The organism is Epilithonimonas sp., assembly GCF_036780765.1.
Taxonomy (GTDB): Bacteria; Bacteroidota; Bacteroidia; order Flavobacteriales; family Weeksellaceae; genus Epilithonimonas.
In genome coordinates this window covers 183,271-203,846 of record NZ_DAIQCG010000001.1, presented here as the reverse complement: position 1 = coordinate 203,846, position 20,576 = coordinate 183,271, and the positions used below count along the sequence as shown (strand labels likewise).

At 34.7% G+C, this 20,576-nt stretch carries 20 protein-coding genes; 11 read left to right on the top strand and 9 right to left on the bottom strand.

The window, feature by feature from the left end:
• Positions 1–6 precede the first annotated feature (6 nt).
• Together V7P73_RS01020 and V7P73_RS01015 are read left to right on the top strand one after the other, a co-directional pair.
• A complete protein-coding gene (locus V7P73_RS01020; protein WP_175565918.1) occupies positions 7–144 on the top strand; it encodes a hypothetical protein in 138 nt (45 codons plus the stop codon).
• A gap of 78 nt (positions 145–222) precedes the next feature.
• Complete coding sequence (locus V7P73_RS01015; RefSeq protein WP_333850680.1) at positions 223–921, top strand: YjjG family noncanonical pyrimidine nucleotidase; 699 nt, start codon at positions 223–225, stop codon at positions 919–921.
• 57 nt (positions 922–978) lie between these two features.
• Here V7P73_RS01015 and trpS read toward each other — a convergent pair whose 3' ends face one another.
• From trpS to ileS, 7 genes are all read right to left on the bottom strand, one after another.
• Complete coding sequence (trpS, locus tag V7P73_RS01010) at positions 979–1,947, bottom strand: tryptophan--tRNA ligase (protein ID WP_333850679.1); 969 nt, start codon at positions 1,945–1,947, stop codon at positions 979–981.
• 114 nt (positions 1,948–2,061) lie between these two features.
• Positions 2,062–2,703 (bottom strand): SanA/YdcF family protein, encoded by a 642-nt coding sequence (locus V7P73_RS01005; protein ID WP_333850677.1) that lies wholly within the window; start codon positions 2,701–2,703, stop codon positions 2,062–2,064.
• A gap of 18 nt (positions 2,704–2,721) precedes the next feature.
• Positions 2,722–3,381, bottom strand: coding sequence for a lipoprotein signal peptidase (locus V7P73_RS01000; RefSeq protein ID WP_333850675.1), 660 nt, complete (start codon positions 3,379–3,381; stop codon positions 2,722–2,724).
• Positions 3,381–3,572, bottom strand: coding sequence for a DUF2683 family protein (locus V7P73_RS00995; protein WP_333850673.1), 192 nt, complete (start codon positions 3,570–3,572; stop codon positions 3,381–3,383). Before V7P73_RS00995 ends, V7P73_RS01000 begins: the two co-directional genes overlap by 1 nt.
• 63 nt (positions 3,573–3,635) lie before the next feature.
• Entirely contained in the window at positions 3,636–3,878 is a 243-nt protein-coding gene (locus V7P73_RS00990; RefSeq protein WP_333850671.1) for a DUF6576 domain-containing protein, read from the bottom strand.
• 77 nt (positions 3,879–3,955) lie between these two features.
• Positions 3,956–4,336 (bottom strand): TraR/DksA family transcriptional regulator, encoded by a 381-nt coding sequence (locus V7P73_RS00985; protein WP_333850669.1) that lies wholly within the window; start codon positions 4,334–4,336, stop codon positions 3,956–3,958.
• Between the two features lie 148 nt (positions 4,337–4,484).
• The gene (gene ileS / locus V7P73_RS00980; protein WP_333850668.1) at positions 4,485–7,940 is read right to left on the bottom strand and encodes an isoleucine--tRNA ligase; all 3,456 of its coding nucleotides are present in this window, start codon (positions 7,938–7,940) and stop codon (positions 4,485–4,487) included.
• 164 nt (positions 7,941–8,104) lie between these two features.
• Between ileS and V7P73_RS00975 the strand changes: the two genes are divergently transcribed.
• Both V7P73_RS00975 and V7P73_RS00970 read left to right on the top strand, forming a co-directional pair.
• Positions 8,105–9,400 (top strand): phenylacetate--CoA ligase family protein, encoded by a 1,296-nt coding sequence (locus V7P73_RS00975; protein ID WP_333850667.1) that lies wholly within the window; start codon positions 8,105–8,107, stop codon positions 9,398–9,400.
• Positions 9,401–9,420: 20 nt separating this feature from the next.
• Positions 9,421–10,020 carry a hypothetical protein gene (locus V7P73_RS00970; RefSeq protein WP_333850666.1) on the top strand — a complete coding sequence of 200 codons (600 nt, stop codon included), beginning with the start codon at positions 9,421–9,423 and terminating at the stop codon, positions 10,018–10,020.
• Between the two features lie 40 nt (positions 10,021–10,060).
• On the opposite strand, the gene V7P73_RS00965 is transcribed toward V7P73_RS00970, so the two are convergent.
• Positions 10,061–11,308: an NAD(P)/FAD-dependent oxidoreductase gene (locus V7P73_RS00965; protein WP_333850665.1), complete on the bottom strand. Its 1,248-nt coding sequence runs from the start codon at positions 11,306–11,308 to the stop codon at positions 10,061–10,063.
• Between the two features lie 85 nt (positions 11,309–11,393).
• On the opposite strand from V7P73_RS00965, the gene V7P73_RS00960 reads away from it, so the two are divergent.
• The 7 genes from V7P73_RS00960 (at position 11,394) to V7P73_RS00930 (ending at position 19,407) form a co-directional block, all read left to right on the top strand.
• Positions 11,394–12,929: an HAL/PAL/TAL family ammonia-lyase gene (locus tag V7P73_RS00960; protein WP_333850664.1), complete on the top strand. Its 1,536-nt coding sequence runs from the start codon at positions 11,394–11,396 to the stop codon at positions 12,927–12,929.
• Between the two features lie 22 nt (positions 12,930–12,951).
• Positions 12,952–13,683, top strand: coding sequence for a 3-oxoacyl-ACP reductase FabG (fabG, locus tag V7P73_RS00955; protein ID WP_333850663.1), 732 nt, complete (start codon positions 12,952–12,954; stop codon positions 13,681–13,683).
• 36 nt (positions 13,684–13,719) lie between these two features.
• A complete protein-coding gene (locus V7P73_RS00950; protein ID WP_333850662.1) occupies positions 13,720–14,940 on the top strand; it encodes a beta-ketoacyl-[acyl-carrier-protein] synthase family protein in 1,221 nt (406 codons plus the stop codon).
• Positions 14,941–14,947: 7 nt separating this feature from the next.
• Positions 14,948–15,202, top strand: a complete 255-nt coding sequence (locus V7P73_RS00945; protein ID WP_333850661.1) for an acyl carrier protein — start codon at positions 14,948–14,950, stop codon at positions 15,200–15,202.
• A gap of 53 nt (positions 15,203–15,255) precedes the next feature.
• A complete protein-coding gene (locus V7P73_RS00940) occupies positions 15,256–16,140 on the top strand; it encodes an LpxL/LpxP family acyltransferase (RefSeq protein WP_333850660.1) in 885 nt (294 codons plus the stop codon).
• A gap of 85 nt (positions 16,141–16,225) precedes the next feature.
• Positions 16,226–17,752, top strand: coding sequence for a phytoene desaturase family protein (locus V7P73_RS00935; RefSeq protein WP_333850659.1), 1,527 nt, complete (start codon positions 16,226–16,228; stop codon positions 17,750–17,752).
• Positions 17,752–19,407, top strand: coding sequence for a C45 family peptidase (locus V7P73_RS00930; RefSeq protein ID WP_333850658.1), 1,656 nt, complete (start codon positions 17,752–17,754; stop codon positions 19,405–19,407). Before V7P73_RS00935 ends, V7P73_RS00930 begins: the two co-directional genes overlap by 1 nt.
• Here the strand turns inward: V7P73_RS00930 and V7P73_RS00925 are convergent.
• On the bottom strand, positions 19,404–20,576 hold the full coding sequence (locus V7P73_RS00925; RefSeq protein ID WP_333850657.1) for a DUF2062 domain-containing protein: 1,173 nt from the start codon (positions 20,574–20,576) through the stop codon (positions 19,404–19,406). The two genes, V7P73_RS00930 and V7P73_RS00925, sit on opposite strands and share 4 nt — an antisense overlap.

Below are 20,576 nucleotides of genomic sequence, written 5' to 3'. Positions count from 1 at the left end.
CAGCCTGTGAAAAAAAACGACACTTTAACAACAAAAGCTTTGATGCCTAAAAAAGAAATAATCGATTTTTTACTGAGTTATTCTAAGAATATCGACACGCTTAAAACTAAAAATAGAAAAACAATTTTGGTTTCTAAAAACTAGAATTTTTTTTGATTTTAATAATTGATTTTTATGACTGAGCTTTCCTACGTGGATCAAAAATGATTAGATTTGTGCCTTATGAAAAACGTAAGGCACATTTTTTTTGATCTCGACAATACACTTTGGGATCACCGCAAGAATGCATATTTGACAATCAAGGAACTGTTCAAAAATCAAGAGATTTCTAAAAAATATGAGATTGATTTTGAAGAATTTCATAGTACTTATCACATCATCAATGAAAAACTTTGGGAACAAATCCGAGATGGAGAAATTGATAAAGAATATCTGAGAAAACATCGTTTTTATGACACATTCTTGAATTTCGGAGTGGATGATGCCAATCTTGCAGATTATTTTGAACACCATTTCTTAGACGAAATTCTGAAATATAATGAGTTGGTTGATGGTGCTTTAGATTTACTCAATTATTTGAAGAATAAAAATTACAAAATGCACATTATTTCCAATGGTTTCCAGGAAGTAACGGAAAGGAAATGTATTTTGTCCGGAATTGCTGATTTTTTTGAAACGATTACCAGCGCAGATTCTGTCAACATCAGAAAACCAAGACCAGAAATTTTTGAATATTCTCTTAATCTTGCAAAAGCTGAAAAAAAAGAAAGTATTCTAATTGGTGATGACTGGATTGCTGATGTGAAAGGCGCACAGAATTTCGGAATTGATATTATTTTCTTCAACGTTTTGGATGAAAATCCATTGGAAGAAGATTTGAAATTCGTCAAGAAATTATCAGAAATCAAACAATATTTATAAAAAAGAAAAGCCTTTCTAATTTGAAAGGCTTTGTTATTGTTTGAAAGTTTTTGAAAATTAAATTCCCAAACTTTCTCTAACTCTTTTGATTGTTTCAGTCGCAATAACTCTGGTTTTTCCTGCTCCTTCTTGCAATTTTGCTTCCAACTCGTCAAGATTGTTCATATAGTAAGTGAAAGTTTCTCTTTCTTTTGCAAATCTTACTAAAATCAAATCCAAAAGTTCTTTTTTCGCGTGTCCATAACCGTAATTTCCAGCCAGATATTTTGCTCTCAATTCTTCGGTTTGCTCAGGCGTTGCAATTAATTCATAGATGGCGAAAATTTTATCTGTTGATGGATCCTTTGGTTCTTCTAAAGTTTTAGAATCACTTTCAATACTCATCACTTGCTTCTTTAATTCCTTTTCTGGTAAGAAGATATTGATAATGTTTCCTCTGGATTTTGACATTTTGTGTCCGTCGATTCCAGGAACGTATTTTGTATTTTCCTGCAATTCTGCTTGAGGTAAAACCAAAACTTCACCCATTTGATTATTGAATCTTGAAGCTACATCACGTGCAATTTCCAAATGTTGCAATTGGTCTTTACCAACAGGTACAACCTCTGCATCGTACAACAAAATATCTGCAGCCATCAAGATTGGATAGGTGAAAAGTCCAGCATTTACGTCTTGTAATCTGTCTGCTTTATCTTTGAAAGAATGAGCCAAAGTCAATCTTTGATAAGGGAAAAAGCACGACAAATGCCAAGACAACTCGCAAGTTTCCGGGATGTCGCTTTGACGGTAAAAAAATGTTTTTTCTGTGTCTAGTCCGCAGGCAAGCCAAGCTGCAGCAATCTCGTAAGTATTTTGTTTAAGCTCTTTTGCATCTTTGATTTGAGTTAAAGAGTGCAGATTGGCAATGAAAAGAAAAGATTCATTTCCTGCTTGTTTTGATAGTTCGATTGCTGGGATGATAGCTCCCAAAAGATTTCCCAAATGTGGGGTTCCGGTGGCTTGTATCCCGGTAAGAATTCTAGACATTTTTTAATTATAATTTGTACAAAAATAGACAAAATTTAGCTTTTATCTCATTTTTAGACATATAAACCTATCAAAAGATGGTGTTGGTAAATCGTAAACATTGAAGGGGTTTTTCTAAGGAATTAAGATTTTTTCTCCACCAAATTTTGGCTCAATATTGAACCAAATATCCAGATAAGCCTTTGCCTTTGCAAGATATTCACGCAAATTGGTTTTCAGTCCGGTATATTTGTTCACATCTTTTGCATTGTATCCAAAAGCTTCTATCCCGAATTTTTGAGCAAGAAAAACCGCTCTTTCATTATGGAATTTCTGTGAAATGAAAATAACTTTGTTCTGTCCAAAAATCTCCTTTGCTCTAACAACAGAATCCAAAGTTCTAAATCCAGCAAAATCCTCGTAGATTTTATCTGCAGGGAGTCCGTTTGCAATGAGGTCAAGTTTCATTTGCTCGGGTTCGTTATAACCTTTTATAGAATTGTCTCCGCTGACGATGATAGATTCTATTTTTCCGGATTTGTATAATTCTGTGGCCGCATCAATTCTGTACTTGAAATAAAGATTGGGATTTCCGTTGCTCAGGCTTTTATTCGTTCCCAAAACTACCGCAGTTTTCACTTTCGGAAGGTCAGAAACCGAGTACGAAATAAAAGAATCGCTTTCTTTTTTAATAGAATAATTGGCGAAAAGAACAAAAAGAAATCCTGCCACCATAAGCAACAGGAATATTTTGATTAAGTTTTTAAATAGTTTCATTTGTGTTTGTTTTATTTTCTAAAAATCCAATCCGTTCGGGAATGCTTTCTTTCTAAAGATATACAAAAATATTGCGCCAAGCGTAATAGAACTGTCTGCAACATTGAAAATATATTTGAAGAATTCAATTCTGTTCCCTCCAAAAATCGGAACCCATTCTGGCCAAGTTGTATCAACCAAAGGGAAATGTAACATATCTACAACACAGCCTTTCATCAAATCCGAATAGCCGTGCCCGAAAGCTGTGAGTTTTGAAATGCCATCGTAGCCTATCCAATTACCAGATTCTGCATCGTAGGAAGTTCCGCTATCGAAAATAACACCGTAGAAAATTCCGTCAAAAACATTGCCTATCGCTCCTGCGAAAATCATTGCCATTGGAATCAGAAGATAATTTGAAGCTCCTTCTTTTATCCATTTTTTGAATAATACAATCATTCCAATTGCCAAAGCTACTCTCAAAATAATTAAAGCATATTTTCCCCAAAGTCCACCGAAATGAAGTCCGTATGCCATTCCGGGATTTTCTACAAAAGTTAGTTTAAACCAAGAGAAAATTTCGACAGAATCATTTTCGAATCTGCTTAAATTAAAATGTGTCTTAACATAAATTTTCGAAGCCTGATCTATTATAAGAATAAGTAAAATAACGAGTATTATAATTGTTCTTTTCTTCATTACAATCCTTTTGGTTTTTGGTTTCTAGTAATTTTTTTGTCTTTTCTGTCGCTGATTTTTTGGATGGTTTTCTGATTATGAAAATTATTTTTTGTGTGAAATTTTTCAAACTCAATTCCCATATCTTTCAAAACACTTTTCAGTGCAGTCAGCTCCATAGAATTTTTTGGATGTACAATGATTGATTCCATTTCTCAATGTTTTTAAATTAATTTTTCTTCAAGAAAAATTTTTGCAAATGTAACTCAAATTACTTATTTCTTAGACAATTCGTCCAGTCTTTTGCGTTCTTTTTCGGACAAATCTGCCAAGCCATTTTTTCCCATTTTGCCAAGGAGTTTGTCTATTTCGTCCTCTCTGTCTTTTCTTTTGGCATTATATTCATCATCAATCGTGTAATATTTGTCTTCAGCTTTGAAGATATTTTTGAATGATTTGTTTTTCATCAATACAAATCCAATCGCCACAACCAAAAATAAAATAATTAAATAAGTCATTTTGTTATAAGAAAAAAGTCCCAATTTCCAATCTTTAGAATCAGAAATTCGGACTTAATATTTTGATAATTAGTAATTTATCTTTGCATGTTTTTAGCTTCTATGCTAAGGGTTGCGTGTGGAACAGCTTTCAATCTATCTTTAGGGATTAGCTTTCCAGTTACTCTACAAACACCATACGTTTTGTTCTCTATGCGGATCAAAGCATGTTTCAAGTCGCGAACAAATTTTTCTTGTCTAGATGCCAAGATGGCATTTTGTTCTTTGCTCAGCGTCTCTGCACCTTCTTCAAACGCTTTGAAGGTTGGTGAAGTGTCATCTGTGCCATTATTTTGATTATTGATAAAACTTTCTTTAATAAGACCAAGATCATTTTCAGCTTTTGAAATTTTATCTTGGATCAGTTTTTTAAATTCCTGAAGTTCAGCATCACTATATCGTAATTTTTCGTCTGCCATTTCCATCGTTATTAATTGTTCAAATTTTTATTTTTTTTGGCTTCACTTAGCAGCCACGCATTTTAAATCAGCAAGAATAAAGATAAAATTTGAATTAATTCTGGTAATACTTTCAATTAATAAATTCTTAACAAAAAATAAATATTGATTATTTTTTCTCGATTTTTACTCGGAATTGTTCTTCATCTATCTCTATTTCATCGTAATTTGAAAGTGAATTTACAAATTCTATTTTATCCGACAATACTTCTGCAGAAATATATGCATCATTGTTTATAAATTCTTCTTTGTAAGGGCAAGATTCTTCCAATTGGATTGAAATTCTGTCCGTTAATTCAAAATCTTTGTCTTTTCTAAGGTTTTGAACTCTGTTGATGAACTCTCTCGCAACTCCTTCTGCTTTCAATTCATCCGTCAATACCAAATCTAATGCCACAGTTGTTTTTCCTTCGCTTGCAACAGTCCATCCTGGGATATCTTTTGTGGAAATCTCCACATCTTCTACCGTAATTTCGTATCCTGCAACGTCTGCTTTTCCTGATTTTTCAAGCTCAGAAATCTGTTCAGACGTGAAGTTTGAAATCTCTCCAGCCACGGTTTTCATATCTTTTCCTAATCTCGCACCAAGGGTTTTGAAATTCGGTTTTATCTGTTTTACAATAAGATGCGATGCTTCTTCTGCATTAATCAATTGCAATTCTTTCACATTAACTTCTTGTTTGATGAGTTCAGAAACTGCCAAAATTTGCTCTTCCGTTTTCTTATCCAAAACAGGAATCATCACTTTCTGAAGTGGCTGACGAACTTTTATATTTTCTTTTTTTCTTAATGAAAAAACCATCGAAGTTATCTGCTGGGCCAAATGGGTTTTCTCCACCAAATCTTGGTCAATCAAACTTTCATCTGCAATTGGGAAATCTGTCAAGTGAACAGAGTTTACCAAATCTCTTCCGGTTACTTTATTCAAATCCTGGAACAATTGGTCCATAAAGAATGGTGCAATTGGCGCTGAAAGTTTAGCAATAGTTTCAAGGCAAGTATATAAAGTCTGGTAAGCAGAGATTTTGTCATCAGAATAATCGCCTTTCCAGAAACGTCTTCTGCACAATCTTACGTACCAGTTAGACAAGTTGTCATTTACAAAAGTATTGATTGCTCTTGATGCTTTTGTCGGTTCGTAATCTTCGTAGAAAGATTTTACTTCTTTGATTAATAAGTTTAATTCAGATAAAATCCATCTATCGATTTCCGGACGGTTTTCTACATTACTTTCAAGATATTTGAATCCATCAACATTCGCATATAAAGCGAAGAAAGAATAGGTGTTATAAAGTGTTCCGAAGAATTTTCTTCTCACTTCATCAATGCCTTCAATATCGAATTTCAGGTTTTCCCAAGGATTCGCATTGGAAATCATATACCAACGCGTTGCATCCGGTCCGTAGACTGAAAGCGTTTCGAATGGGTCAACTGCATTTCCAAGACGTTTAGACATTTTTTGCCCGTTTTTGTCAAGAACCAAACCATTTGACACTACATTTTTATAAGCAACAGAGTCAAAAACTGTAGTCGCAATTGCGTGTAAAGTATAAAACCATCCACGAGTCTGGTCAACGCCTTCCGCGATGAAATCTGCTGGGAACGCTTTGTTGTTGTCAACTTGCTCTTTGTTTTCGAAAGGGTAGTGCAACTGTGCATAAGGCATCGAGCCTGAATCGAACCAAACATCAATCAAATCGCTTTCACGCTTCATCGGTTTTCCGGAACCTGAAACCAAAGTGATTTGGTCAACAATATTTTTGTGAAGGTCAACCAATGCATAATTTTCCTCAGACATATTTCCAATCTCGAAACCTTTGAAAGGATTTTCTTTTTGAAAACCAGCTTTTATTGATTTTTCGATTTCGTTGTATAATTCCTCAACAGAACCGATTAAAACTTCTTCTTTTTTATCATCTGTTCTCCAGATTGGCAAAGGAATTCCCCAATATCTTGAACGGGAAAGATTCCAGTCGTTGGCGTTTTTCAACCAGTTTCCAAAACGTCCTTCTCCAGTAGATTTAGGTTTCCAGTTGATGGTTTCATTCAAATCGAACATTCTGTCTTTTACATCAGTCACTTTGATGAACCAAGAATCTAATGGATAATATAACAAAGGCTCATCTGTTCTCCAACTGTGCGGATAACTGTGAACATATTTTTCAACCTTGAAAGCTTTGTTTTCTTTTCTAAGTTTAAGTGCAATTCTCTCATCAACAGATAAATAAACTTTTAAATCTGCGATAATTGATTTTAAATTTTCTTTCTGAATATTGAATTCAATATTCTTTTCTTCTTCATTAAGATATTCAGACTTCACATATTCATTCGCAAAACCATAGATTTCATCATTAACAACAGATAAGAATCGACCTTGCAAATCTACCAATGGCACTGGATTTCCGTTCTCATCCAAAACCAACATTGGCGGAACTTCTGGCGAAGCTTCTTTTGCAACTTTCGCATCATCCGCACCGAAAGTTGGAGCAGTGTGAACGATTCCCGTTCCGTCTTCTGTTGTAACGAAATCTCCAGAAATTACTCTAAACGCATTTTCCGGATTTTGATAAGGTTTTGCGTAATCTAAAAGTTGCTCATATTTAATTCCAACCAAATCCGAACCTTTGAATTCGGCTAAAATCTGATAAGGAATGGTTTTGCTTTCAGATGTGTAATTAGTGAAATCTTCGTCAGTTCCTTCAACATATTTCTTTCCGAATTGTTTTCCTGTTAAAGCTTTTGCTAGAACAATATTAATCGGTTCAAAAGTATATTGATTGAAAGTCTTTACTAATACATAATCGATTTTTGGTCCAACAGTCAAAGCGGTGTTTGATGGCAAAGTCCAAGGCGTCGTTGTCCACGCCAGGAAATGAACATCTCCAAAACCTTGTAAAAAGGAAGGCAAAGTTTCTGGCAAAGTTTTGAATTGTGCAACAACAGTAGTATCTGTCACATCACGGTAAGCGCCAGGTTGATTTACTTCGTGAGAAGATAATCCAGTTCCTGCTTTCGGAGAATAAGGTTGGATGGTGTAACCTTTGTAGATAAGACCTTTGTCATACATTTGCTTCAAAAGCCACCAAACGGTTTCCATATATTTTGGTTTATAAGTCACGTATGGATTTTCCATATCAACCCAATAACCAATTTTTTCGGTCATATCGTTCCAAACGTCGGTGTAACGCATCACGGCGTTTTTACAAGCTTCGTTGTATTCCTCGATTGTGATTTTTTTTCCGATATCTTCTTTGGTGATTCCCAATTCTTTTTCAACCCCCAATTCTACAGGAAGTCCGTGCGTGTCCCAACCTGCTTTACGGAAAACTTGTTTCCCATTTTGAGTCTGGAAACGACAAAAAATATCCTTAATTGCTCTCGCCATCACGTGGTGAATTCCAGGCATTCCGTTGGCGGAAGGCGGTCCTTCATAAAAAACAAACTCCGGTTTTCCTTCGCGGAGTTCTACGGATTTTTTGAAAGTGTCGTTATTTTTCCAGAATTCTGCAATGTTTTTAGCAGTTTCGGTAAGGCTAAGATTTTTATATTCGGTAAACTTGCTCATTTTTAATGTGTCAAATCTGTTTCTTGTAGATTAAGTTTGCGAATTTAGTGATTTTTGTCGATTTTTAGCACATCTTTTGAGTGGTTTTTGAATGTTAAAAACTTCAAATTCAGAATCATAAAATTGTATTATGTTTTATAAATTTGTGTCATAAAATTACATCCTTGGAACTATACCCAATTATTGAAAAATCCGATTTAAATTCAATCAAAAGCTTTCAGGAAGGCAAGTTGAGAGAACTTTTAGGTTATCTGGAAAATCATTCGCCTTATTATCAGAAACTTTTCAAAGAAAATAATATCGATATCAGTCGTATTAATTTTTTAGAAGATTTACAGAAAATCCCAACGACTTCTAAAAATGACATTCAACAGAATAATGATGATTTTTTCTGTGTTCCACAAAGTGAAATTGTCGATTACAGCACAACTTCCGGAACTTTGGGTGATCCTGTAACTTTTGGTTTGTCGGATAAAGATTTGGAAAGATTAGCTTATAATGAGGCAATTTCCTTTGCTTGTGCAGGCGTTCAGAAAGGCGATGTTGTACAGATGATGACGACTATCGATAAAAGATTTATGGCAGGTTTGGCTTATTTTCTTGGACTTAGAAAAATGGGAGTTAGTGTTGTAAGAATGGGACCTGGAATTCCGGAACTTCAGTGGGATTCGATTTTCAGATACAAGCCAAAATATTTGATTACTGTTCCGTCTTTTCTTTTGAAAATGATAGATTACGCTGAGAAACATCATATTGATTATAAAAACTCCAGTGTTTATGGCGCAATTTGTATTGGAGAAGGCCTCAAAAATCAGGATTTTACAGATAATATTTTGTCTCGGAAAATCAAGGAAAGATGGGATATTCAATTATTCTCGACTTACGCTTCTACGGAAATGAGCACTGCTTTCACGGAATGCGAATTCCAAGTTGGAGGACATCATCATCCAGAATTGATCATTACAGAAATTCTTGATGAAAACGAAAATCCTGTACAAGAAGGAGAAAGCGGAGAGCTGACAATTACAACTTTGGGAGTTGAAGCACTTCCATTATTGAGATTCAAAACCGGAGATTTAGTCAAAGCGCATTACGAACCTTGTAAATGTGGACGAAATACTATGCGATTAAGTCCAGTTATCGGAAGAAAACAACAGATGATAAAATACAAAGGAACAACGCTCTATCCGCCAGCGATGAATGATATCCTGAATGATTTTAGTAATATTCTTTGTTATCAAATCGTCATTCAGTCAGATGAAATTGGCTTGGACGAAATTATTATCAAACTAAGTACGGACAGTGGTGAAGAGAGTTTTGTAAATGAAGTAAGAGATCATTTCCGTGCAAAACTGAGAGTCAGTCCAAAAATTGAAGTTATGGATTTTGAAGTATTGTCGAAAAATGTTTTTAATCCAAACAGCAGAAAACCGATTAATTTTATAGATTTACGACCATAAAAATTATACATAAAAAAACTATGAAAAAACTCTTATTACTAGGATTGGTATCTGTGTCGACTTTTGTAATGTCACAAAAAATGAAAGTCATATCTGGAAATTTTGATTTTCTTAAAGGGCAAAAAGAGCTAAATCTACAAATGGATTATAGCCAAATGAAATTCTACAAAGAAAATATGGATGAGTCGGCCTATGTTGCTAAACAGGAGAAGAATATCCAAAAAGCGAACAAAAGTTCGGAAGAATTTACAAAATGGAAAAAAGATTGGGAATACTCCAAAGATACTCAGTTTGTGGACAAATTTTTGTCTTCTATGAACAACAATACAGACATCAAAACATCTGTAAATAATAAAAGTGCTAAATATACTCTTGTTGCTCAGACGGTTTGGGTATATCCAGGTTGGTTTGGCGGAGTGATGAATCAGCCATCAAAAGTAAGTATGAATTTAAAATTTGTGGAAACATCTAACCCCTCAAATGTACTTTTAGAGATTGATAGTAAAAATGCGCCGGGAGACAATTTTATTGGTCTTCCTAATAATAATGACAGAATATCTGAAGGTTATGCTAAAACGGCTAAAACCTTGGCTAATATGATTGATAAAAAAGTAAAATAATTAATTGTACTTATGAAAAAGACCGCAACCGCGGTCTTTTTTATTGCTGTTCTAGTTTTTCTATTTTGATATAATTCGCAAGATTAACTACTGCAGAGTCGTGCAATCTCACAAATGGATTCTTTTTGTTCCAAACATAACCAGCCAAAACTGCGCAAATTTTCCTTTTTACATCAGGATTTTCGGGTTGATGGAAAAATAATTCCTGAAGATTTCCCGTATACCATTCTTTTACGTAGGTTGTGAAAACATTCACACCGTATAAAATATAGTCCGAATATTCTTTTTGCCAGTCAATCGTTTCACCGTTCAATTGTCTTAAGGCTAATTTTGCAGCCAATATTCCAGATTCTGTTGCGAATGCCATTCCGGATGAGAAAACCGGGTCCAAGAATTCTGAAGCATTTCCAGTTAAAGCAAATCCGTCTCCAAATAAACTTTTTACTGAGCAAGAATAATCTTTCAAATGTCTCGGCTCAAATAGAAATTCAACATCGCCAAAACGTTTTACATAATAATCAGAAAGAGAAATTGCTTTTCTTAATGCAGAAGCTGCGTCCCCGTTTTCTATTAAACTTTCGATATATTCAGTTGGTCCAACAATTCCCAAACTTGTATTGCCGTTTGAGAAAGGAATTACCCAAAGCCAAACTTCAGTTTCAATAATGTCAAATGAAATCAAAGTCCCTTCAATACCTTCTTCTCTGTTGATGTCGTCAACGTGGGAAAATATCGCTGAATGTGGAGATAATTTTGAAGGTTTTTCTAAATCTAAAAGTTTCGGTAAAACCCTTCCGTAACCACTGGAATCAATCACAAATTTGGCATGAATTTCTTTCGTTTCGCCATCTTTCGTTTTAACGGTCGTGATAGAATCAGTTCCGTTAAATTCGATTCCAACAACTTCGGTTTCAAATTCTAAATCGATTCCTTTATTAATCACTTCTTGAGCTAATGTGTTGTCGAAATCGGCTCTCGGAACTTGCCAAGTCCAGTCCCAGCCTTCTCCAAATTTGTTGCTGAAATCGAAAATGCAAACTTCATCGCCTCGCATAAAACGAGCGCCTAGTTTCTTCTCGAAGCCCATTTTGTCCAAAGCAGGAAACAATCCAGCTTCTTCGAAATGATCCATTACTCGGGGAATCAAACTCTCGCCAACAACCAGTCTTGGGAATTTCGTTTTTTCAACAACTTTTACATTGATGTTGTTGTTTTTCAGATATGCAGAGGAAACACAACCCGAAGGTCCTGCGCCAATTACGAGAACATCAACAAATTCTTTACTCATTTGTTTAATAAAACTTTTATCTTTGCGCAAAATTAATGACAAATATTTAATTATATTACAAATTTGTCTTTTATTCCTATAATTAATGAAAATTAGCAACCATTTAGATATTCGAGATTTTCAAAAGATCATCATTGAGAAGGAGGAGATAGAGCTGGATCAAGAATTACTGCAAAGAGTAGATAAAAGTTTCCAGTTTTTGAAAGAGTTTTCAAAAAACAAAGTCATCTATGGCGTGAACACTGGTTTCGGACCAATGGCGCAGTTCAAAATCAATGATAGTGATACGCATCAACTACAATATAATTTGATAAGAAGTCATTCTTCGGGTATCGGAAATCCTTTACCAGCGGATGAAGTCAAGGCTTGTATGTTGGCAAGATTGAATGTCTTGTCATTAGGACATTCTGGTGTTCACGATTCGGTTATTCATTTGCTTAAAGAGTTAATAAACAGAGATGTTACACCTTTGATTTTCGAACACGGCGGTGTTGGTGCAAGTGGAGATTTGGTTCAGTTGGCGCACTTAGCTTTGGTTCTTATTGGTGAAGGTGAGGTCTTTTATAAAGACGAAAGAAGATTAACAAAAGATGTTTTTGCTGAACTAAACTTAGAACCAATTAAAGTTGAAATCCGTGAAGGTCTAGCTTTGATGAATGGAACTTCTGTGATGTCAGGAATTGGAATTGTTAATGCTTACAAAGCAAATCAATTAACTGAAATTTCTATCAAATTATCTTGTGCAATCAATGAGATTGTTCAAGCTTATGATGATCATTTTTCAGAATCTTTGAATGCGACTAAAAAGCATCTCGGACAACAAAAAGTTGCAGAGAAAATGCGTCAATATCTTTCTGATAGTCAATTAATAAGAAAGAGAGAAGATCATCTTTATACAAGTTTTGAAGAACAGGAAAAAGTCTTTAAAGATAAAGTTCAGGAATATTATTCTTTGAGATGTGTTCCACAAATTTTAGGACCAGTTTTGGATACATTGGAATACACAGAAAATGTTCTTGAAAATGAGATTAATTCTGCGAACGATAATCCCATAATCAACGTTGAAGATCAACACGTTTATCACGGCGGAAATTTCCACGGCGATTATATTTCGTTGGAAATGGACAAACTGAAAATAGTGGTTACAAAGCTGACAATGTTGGCAGAAAGACAATTGAACTATCTTTTGAATTCTAAAATCAATGAAATCCTTCCTCCATTTGTGAATTTGGGAAAATTAGGTTTCAATTTTGGGATGCAGGGCGTTCAGTTCACGGCAACTTCTACAACGGCAGAAAGCCAGATGTTGTCAAATCCAATGTATGTTCACAGTATTCCTAATAATAATGATAATCAGGATGTTGTAAGTATGGGAACTAATGCAGCGGTGATTTGCAGAAAAGTGATAGAAAATGCTTTCGAAGTATTGTCAATTGAATTAATTACAATTGTACAAGCCATCGAGTATCTCGATTTTCAAGACAGAATTTCATCTTCCACTAAAGATTTGTATGATGAGATTAGAAAAATAATTCCAGCTTTTTCCGATGATATGGTAATGTATCCGTATTTGCAAAAAGTAAAAGAATATCTGATGAAAACCGAAGCTTTACATCAATAATCAAATTATATAGAAGAAGATTATGAAATGTGCAATCGTAACTGGAGGTTCCAGAGGAATTGGTAGAGCCATCTGTTTGAAACTGGCAGAAGAAAAGAATTATCATATTCTGATTAATTATACTTCCAATCAAGCAGCGGCGCAGGAAACTTTACAAAGCGTTAAGGAATTGGGTTCTACTGGAGAAATTCTTAAATTTGATGTAGGAAATGCTGAAGAAGTACAATCGGTTCTTGGAAATTGGCAGGAAAAAAATCCGGATTCAGTGGTTGAAGTCATTGTCAATAATGCAGGAATCACAAGGGACGGATTGTTTATGTGGATGAAACACGAGGATTGGAATAATGTTGTCAACACCAGTTTGAATGGTTTTTTCAATGTGACTAATTTCTTTATTCAGAAGTTATTACGTAACAAATATGGCAGAATCATCAATATGGTTTCTGTTTCTGGAGTTAAAGGAACAGCGGGACAGACTAATTATTCGGCAGCAAAAGCAGCGGTAATTGGCGCAACCAAGGCTTTGGCTCAGGAGATTGCGAAAAGAAATATTACAGTTAATGCAGTGGCGCCAGGTTTTATCAAAACCGATATGACTCAGGATTTTGACGAAAACGAATTGAAAGCAATGATTCCGGTTAACCGATTTGGAGAAGCGGAAGAAGTGGCAGATTTGGTAGCATTTTTAGCGTCAAAAAAATCGTCTTACATCACTGGAGAAGTCATTAATATCAACGGAGGTATTTACTCATAAATAATGTAATCTGATTATATTATTAAAAATAAAAGAATGGAAAATAGAGTTGTGATTACCGGAATGGGAATTTATTCCTGTATTGGGATTTCTTTGGAAGAAGTAAAGAAGTCACTCTATGAGGGTAAATCCGGAATTGTTCTGGATCAGGATAGAAAAGAGTTTGGATATAGATCGGGTTTAACAGGAAGTGTTCCCAAGCCGGAGCTCAAAAGTCTTCTCAACAGAAGACAGCGTATCAGTATGGGCGAAGAAAGCGAATATGCTTATCTGGCTACGATTGATGCGTTGAAACAAGCTGGGATTGAGCAGGATTTTTTGGATGCTAATGAAGTAGGCATTCTTTATGGTAATGATAGTGTTTCTCAGGCAGTTGTCGAAGCAACTGATATTGTAAGAGAAAAAAAAGATACAACTTTAATGGGTTCTGGTGCGATTTTCAAATCAATGAATTCCACCGTTACAATGAACCTTTCCACAATTTTTAAATTAAGAGGAATCAACCTGACCATCAGCGCAGCTTGTGCAAGTGGTTCCCATTCTTTAGGATTGGCTTATCTGTTGATTAAGAACGGAATGCAAGATGTTGTCGTTTGTGGTGGCGCGCAGGAAACCAACAAATATTCAATGGCAAGTTTTGACGGCTTAGGTGTGTTTTCTGTAAGAGAAGATGAGCCGGAAAAAGCATCAAGACCATTTGATTCCGGTAGAGATGGATTGATTCCAAGCGGCGGTGCAGCAACTTTGATTGTTGAAAGTCTGGAATCTGCGCAAAGACGAGGTGCTAATATCATCGCAGAAATTGTCGGTTACGGTTTCTCATCCAACGGTGGACATATTTCTACGCCTAATGTGGACGGACCGGCTTTGGCAATGGAAAGATCTTTGAATCAAGCTGGATTAACAGCAAAAGATATCGATTATATCAATGCGCACGCAACATCTACACCTTTAGGCGATGCCAACGAAGCTAAAGCGATTTATGAAATTTTTGGTAACGAAATTCCTGTAAGTTCTACCAAATCTATGACAGGCCACGAATGTTGGATGGCTGGTGCGAGTGAGATTATTTATTCAATCCTGATGATGCAGAATGATTTTGTTGCTCCCAATATCAATCTCGAGAATCCAGATGAAGATGCAAAAAAGATAAATTTGATCTCAGAAACAAAAAATCAAAAAATTGATGTATTTTTGTCGAATTCTTTTGGTTTTGGAGGAACCAATTCGTCACTAATTGTTAAAAAATTTGTTTAAAAACACTATGGAAAGAGAAAAAATTGTTACAATTGTTAATGATTTTCTTGTCAATGAGTTTGAGGTCGATCGCGATGATATCGTGAATGATGCCAATTTTAAGAAAACACTAGGCCTTGACAGTCTGGATTATATCGATATGGTTGTTGTAATTGAGTCTAATTTCGGAGTGAAATTAGGCGAAGCCGACTTCAAAAAAGTTGTTACTTTCGATGATTTTTATGATACAATAGAAACCAAAATTTCTGAAAAAGTTGCATAATTAATAATTCAAGGATATACCAATATTTCTGATAAATTGGTAAACATCATTATATGAACAAGTGGAAAGGTAAATCCAAAGGAACGATACTCGGTTACAGAATTTTCGTTTGGAGTATCAAGAATCTTGGCGTTCGCAGTTCATATTTTGTATTGTATTTTGTAGCAACTTATTACTTCTTGTTTCTTAAGAAGAGCAACCAATACATTTCTTATTATTTCACAAAAAGATTAGGTTACAGTTTTTGGAAAACGAAGCTGTCTGTTTTCAAAAGCTACTTTGTTTTTGGAAAAGTTTTGATTGACAAAACGGCTATTTCAGTAGGTTTAAGAAACCGCTTTACTTACGAATTTGACGGAATAGAAAACCTAAAAAACCTTCTCAACGAAAAAAAAGGTGGTGTTCTAATCAGCGCACATATAGGTAATTTTGAGATTGCAGAACATTTTTTTGCCGATATCGATTTTGATGCGCAAATTAATTTAGTTACAACAGATCAGGAAGTTACTGTCATCAAAGAATACTTGGATAGCGTTGCAATTAAAAAAAGCAATATCAAATTCATCTATGTCAAAGACGATATGTCGCATATTTTCGACATCAATCAGGCTTTGTCAAACAACGAATTGATTTGTTTCACAGGCGATCGCTATTTCGAAGGTTCCAAATTTCTCGAAGCAGAATTGCTAGGTAAGACTGCGAAATTTCCCGCCGGTCCATTTCTCATTGCATCTAGATTGGGCGTTCCCGTTGTTTACGTTTATGTGATGAAGGAAAAAAATCTTCACTATCACTTGTACGCAAGAGTTGCTCAAGATATCAAAAACCGCGATTCTCAGGGCTTGCTCAACTCTTATGTTCAAAATCTGGAAACAATGCTCAAAAAATATCCACTTCAGTGGTTCAATTACTTCGACTTTTGGGACGATATTGATTAATTTTCAATATTTTAGAGCAATAATTAAAGCATTGACTTTATAAAATCTAACATCTAAAGTCTCACATCTCACTTCTAAAAAAGAATTGGAAAAAGAATACGACATACTTGTTATCGGAAGCGGTTTAGGAGGTCTTGTTTCGGCGCTTATTTTGGCGAAAGAAGGTCTTAAAGTGTGCGTATTAGAAAAAAACAATCAATACGGAGGTAACTTGCAGACGTTTTCCAGAGACAAACTCATTTTTGATACAGGTGTTCATTATTTAGGTGGATTGTCAGAAGGTCAAAATCTCAATCAATATTTCACTTATCTTGGAATAATGGACGGGCTGAATCTGAAAAAATTAGACGAAAATGGCTTTGATAAAATCACTTTCGATAATGATGAGTTAGAGTATCCGCATTCTCAAGGTTACAATAATTTCGTAGAACAATTGTCCAAAATTTTCCCAGAAGAAAAAGAAAATATAATCAAGTATTGTGAGGGGATTCAGGGGGTTTGTTCTCAGTTTCCTCGTTATAGTCTTTATCGAAAAGAAAAGTATAGTGACGAGATTCTCTATACCAATGCCAAAGATTTTATAGATTCTGTCACTTCAAATGAAAAGTTAAGAGCTGTTTTGGCAGGTTCTAATTTTCTTTATGCAGGAGTTGGCGAGAAAACGCCTTTGTACGTTCACGCGCTTACAGTCAATTCTTACATTGAAAGTGCTTTTAAATGTATCAACGGTGGAAGTCAAATCACAAAATTATTAATCAGAGAACTCAGAAAACACAACGCGGAAGTTTACAAACATTCTGAAGTTTACCAATTTGTTTATAACGAAGAAAATTATCTGAAAGCAGTTGAAACCAAAGGTGGAAAGCAATTCTTCGCAAAACAATTTATTTCTAACATCGACATTCGTAGAACTGTTGAACTCATAGGAGAAGATAAGTTGAAGAAATCTTATCTCAACCGTGTCAATGATTTGGAACCGGTTGTATCTTGTTTTTCAGTTTATATCAAATTGAAAGAAAACTCATTATCTTATTTCAATTGTAATTTTTATAATTATTCGTCAATAGAAAAAGTATGGAATGCCAGTTCTCCATCAACTGAAAATTGGCCGGAATGGTATATGCTTTCCGCCACGCAGTCCAAACAAAATTCCAAATTTGCCGAAAGTCTTACAGCTCTTGCTTATATGAATTTTAATGAGGTTAAAGAATGGGAAAAAACACAAAATACAGTGGCTGACAGCGAAGATAGAGGAAAATCATACAAGGAATTTAAAAATGAAAAGGCTAAAATTCTGATTCAGAAAATGGCCGAAAAGCATCCTTATATTTTAGATTCGATAGAAGAAATTTACACATCAAGCCCATTGTCATATCGTGATTACATCGGCTGTTACGAAGGCGGAATCTATGGTTATGTAAAAGATTCTCACAATCCATTGAAAACCATTTTTTCTGCAAAAACAAAAATTCCAAATCTTTTATTAACGGGTCAAACCGTAAATATGCACGGCATTTTGGGTGTAACAATTGGCGCATTTGTTACTTGTTCTGAGATTATTGGCAAAGAAGTTTTAGATGAACGTTTGATGCAAGTTCTAAATAAGAATTGATGAAAAAAGCGTTACTATATTTTTTATTAATTCTGAATCTTAGTTCCTGTGGAACTTCAAAGTCTGTTCATCACATTCCGGATGTTAAACAATATTCTCTTGAAATTCCGAAGGTTAACAAAATCAACGATTCGACTTTTAGTTTTAATCAAAATTATTTAACGAAAAATAAGCAACAGCTTTGGGAGCTTTATATCAATGGCAATCCTCTACAGTTGGGTTACAATAATGGTGCTTTAACACAAAGTCTGATGCAAAATCAGGAGGAGATTTTCTTTTCCAAGGTTGAAGATTTTGTTCCGTCAAAATTCAAACAAAAATTATTACGAAGTTTCCTAAAATGGTATAACAGAAAAATGTATCTGAATGTCCGTGACGATTTTCAGGCAGAATTGTATGGATTATCTCAATATTCATCGGATAAATATAATTTTATTGCGCCTAAGTTTTTGAGAAGTATGTATCTGCACGGCGCTCACGATATCGGTCACGCAATGCAGGATTTGATGATGGTTGGTTGTACTTCTTTGGCAGTTTGGAACGAGAATTCAGAAGATGGCGATTTGTTGATTGGAAGAAATTTCGATTTTTATGTCGGAGACGATTTTGCTAAAAATAAACTCATCGAATTTGTAGAGCCAGAAAACGGAATTCCTTATATGTCCGTAAGCTGGCCGGGAATGATTGGTGTAGTTTCTGGAATGAATAAAGAAGGAATTACAGTGACAATCAATGCAGGAAAATCTAAAATTCCATTAACTGCAAAAACGCCAATTTCTTTTGTAACCAGAGAAATTCTTCAGTTTGCAAAAAATATTGATGAAGCCATTGCAATTGCAAAAAAGAGAAAAGTTTTTGTCTCAGAATCGATTTTGGTTGGAAGTGCGAATGATAAAAATGCAGTCATTATAGAAGTTTCTCCGGATAATTTTGGCGTTTATAAAGTTGAGAATTCGAGTAAAATTGTTTGTACCAATCATTTTCAATCCGATGCTTACAAAGATGACAAACGAAATCAAAAACACATTGTAGAAAGCCATTCAGAATATCGATATGAAAAACTACAGGAACTTTTAAATGAAAATCCAAAACTCAATCCAGAAAAAATGGCTTCGATTCTTCGAGATAAATCTGGTTTGAAAGGAGAAAAAATTGGTTATGGAAATGAGAAAGCGCTTAATCAACTTTTGGCGCATCACGCAGTGATTTTTTCGCCGGAGAAAAGATTGGTTTGGGTGTCTTCCAATCCTTATCAGTTGGGTGAATTTGTTTGTTATGATTTGAATGAAATCTTTTCCAATAAGCGATTGAAAAATGGAGCATTTGCCAAGTCAGAACTGAATATTGCGAAAGACCCTTTTGTTGATTATCAGGAATTTGAAAATTATGAGATTTATAAATTGATGCAATCAGAGATTATTGCAGCGATTGAAAAAGATATTTTTTTGAGTGAGGATTTTACTAAAGAATATCAATCTTTGAATCCGGATTTTTGGTTAGGTTATTATTTAGCTGGAAAATATTATTTCAAACAAAAAGAATATTCTAAAGCTAAAGTTGAATTTGAAAAAGCATTGACGAAAGAAATCACAACAGTTCCTGATAAAGAAAATGTTGAAAAATACTTGAAGAAAACTTTGAGGAAATTAGATTAATTTTTTTCCGGATTTACCTTATTGAGGAAAAAATAAAAGCCTAAACCAAAAATCGTCGCAACAGTGGTGGCAAGAATAAAACTTCCAATCACATATTGCAGCAGATTGTTTTTTACCAAATCGAAATCAAAATCGTGATTCAGAAAATCACTATCACCACTCACAAACGGCGCTCCAATAAACAAAGAAGCCGCAATAATTAACGGAATGAAAGGTGGCAAACTAACATTTGAAAATACGAAAGCGAGTACTTTATTCAATTTGAAAATAAATGCCAGAGAAATGACAAGCAAAGTCTGAAATCCCCAAAAAGGAGACAAGCCAATGAAGGTTCCGAGAGCAATAGAAAACGCTTTGATTCGGTTGCTGCCGTCGCTTTCCAGAACATCTTCTTTTATAAATTTTCTAAGACTTTTTTTTTTCAAATTCCTGAAAAAATTTCTCGGAATAATATAGAAAATGGTAATGAAAACCAAAATGGTATTCAGAATACTGATTCTTGTAAAATCCCGAAATGGACGAAAGTGAGAGACTCTTTCTGCAGGATCATAAAGTACTTTTACAGGAACATTCTTTACGGGAACGTGCTTCCAAGCGGTTCTTACAATGATTTCGATTTCAAACTCAAATTTGGGTGTGAAATATTTTTTCGGAATCTTTTTTAATGGATAAAGCCTGTAACCAGATTGTGTGTCTTGTAACTTAATTCCTGTCTCAAACCAAAACCAAAAATTGGAAAAATTGTTCCCAAAACTACTTTTTTTGGGAATTCCGTCTTGTGACATATTTCGGTTTCCAATCAGCAGAACATCTTCTTTTTCGCTAAGTAAAGCTTCTACAAAAATAGGAATATCATCTGGATAATGCTGTCCATCCGAATCAATCGTTATTGCATAATGATAACCCAATTCCTGAGCTTTTCTGAAACCGATTTTCAACCCGTTTCCTTTTCCTTTGTTTTCTGGTAAGGAAACAATTGTGATTTGATGATAATTTTTAAGGATTTCCGAAGTAGAATCTGTCGAACCATCATTAATTACAATAATATTTCTGGTGTAATCCAAAACACCGTCGATCACTCTTTTTAGAGTTTTTTCGTTATTGTAAGTTGGTATTAAAACGCATATTTTCTTTTCAGAAATTGCATTTTGTACTTCGGAGATGGTCAT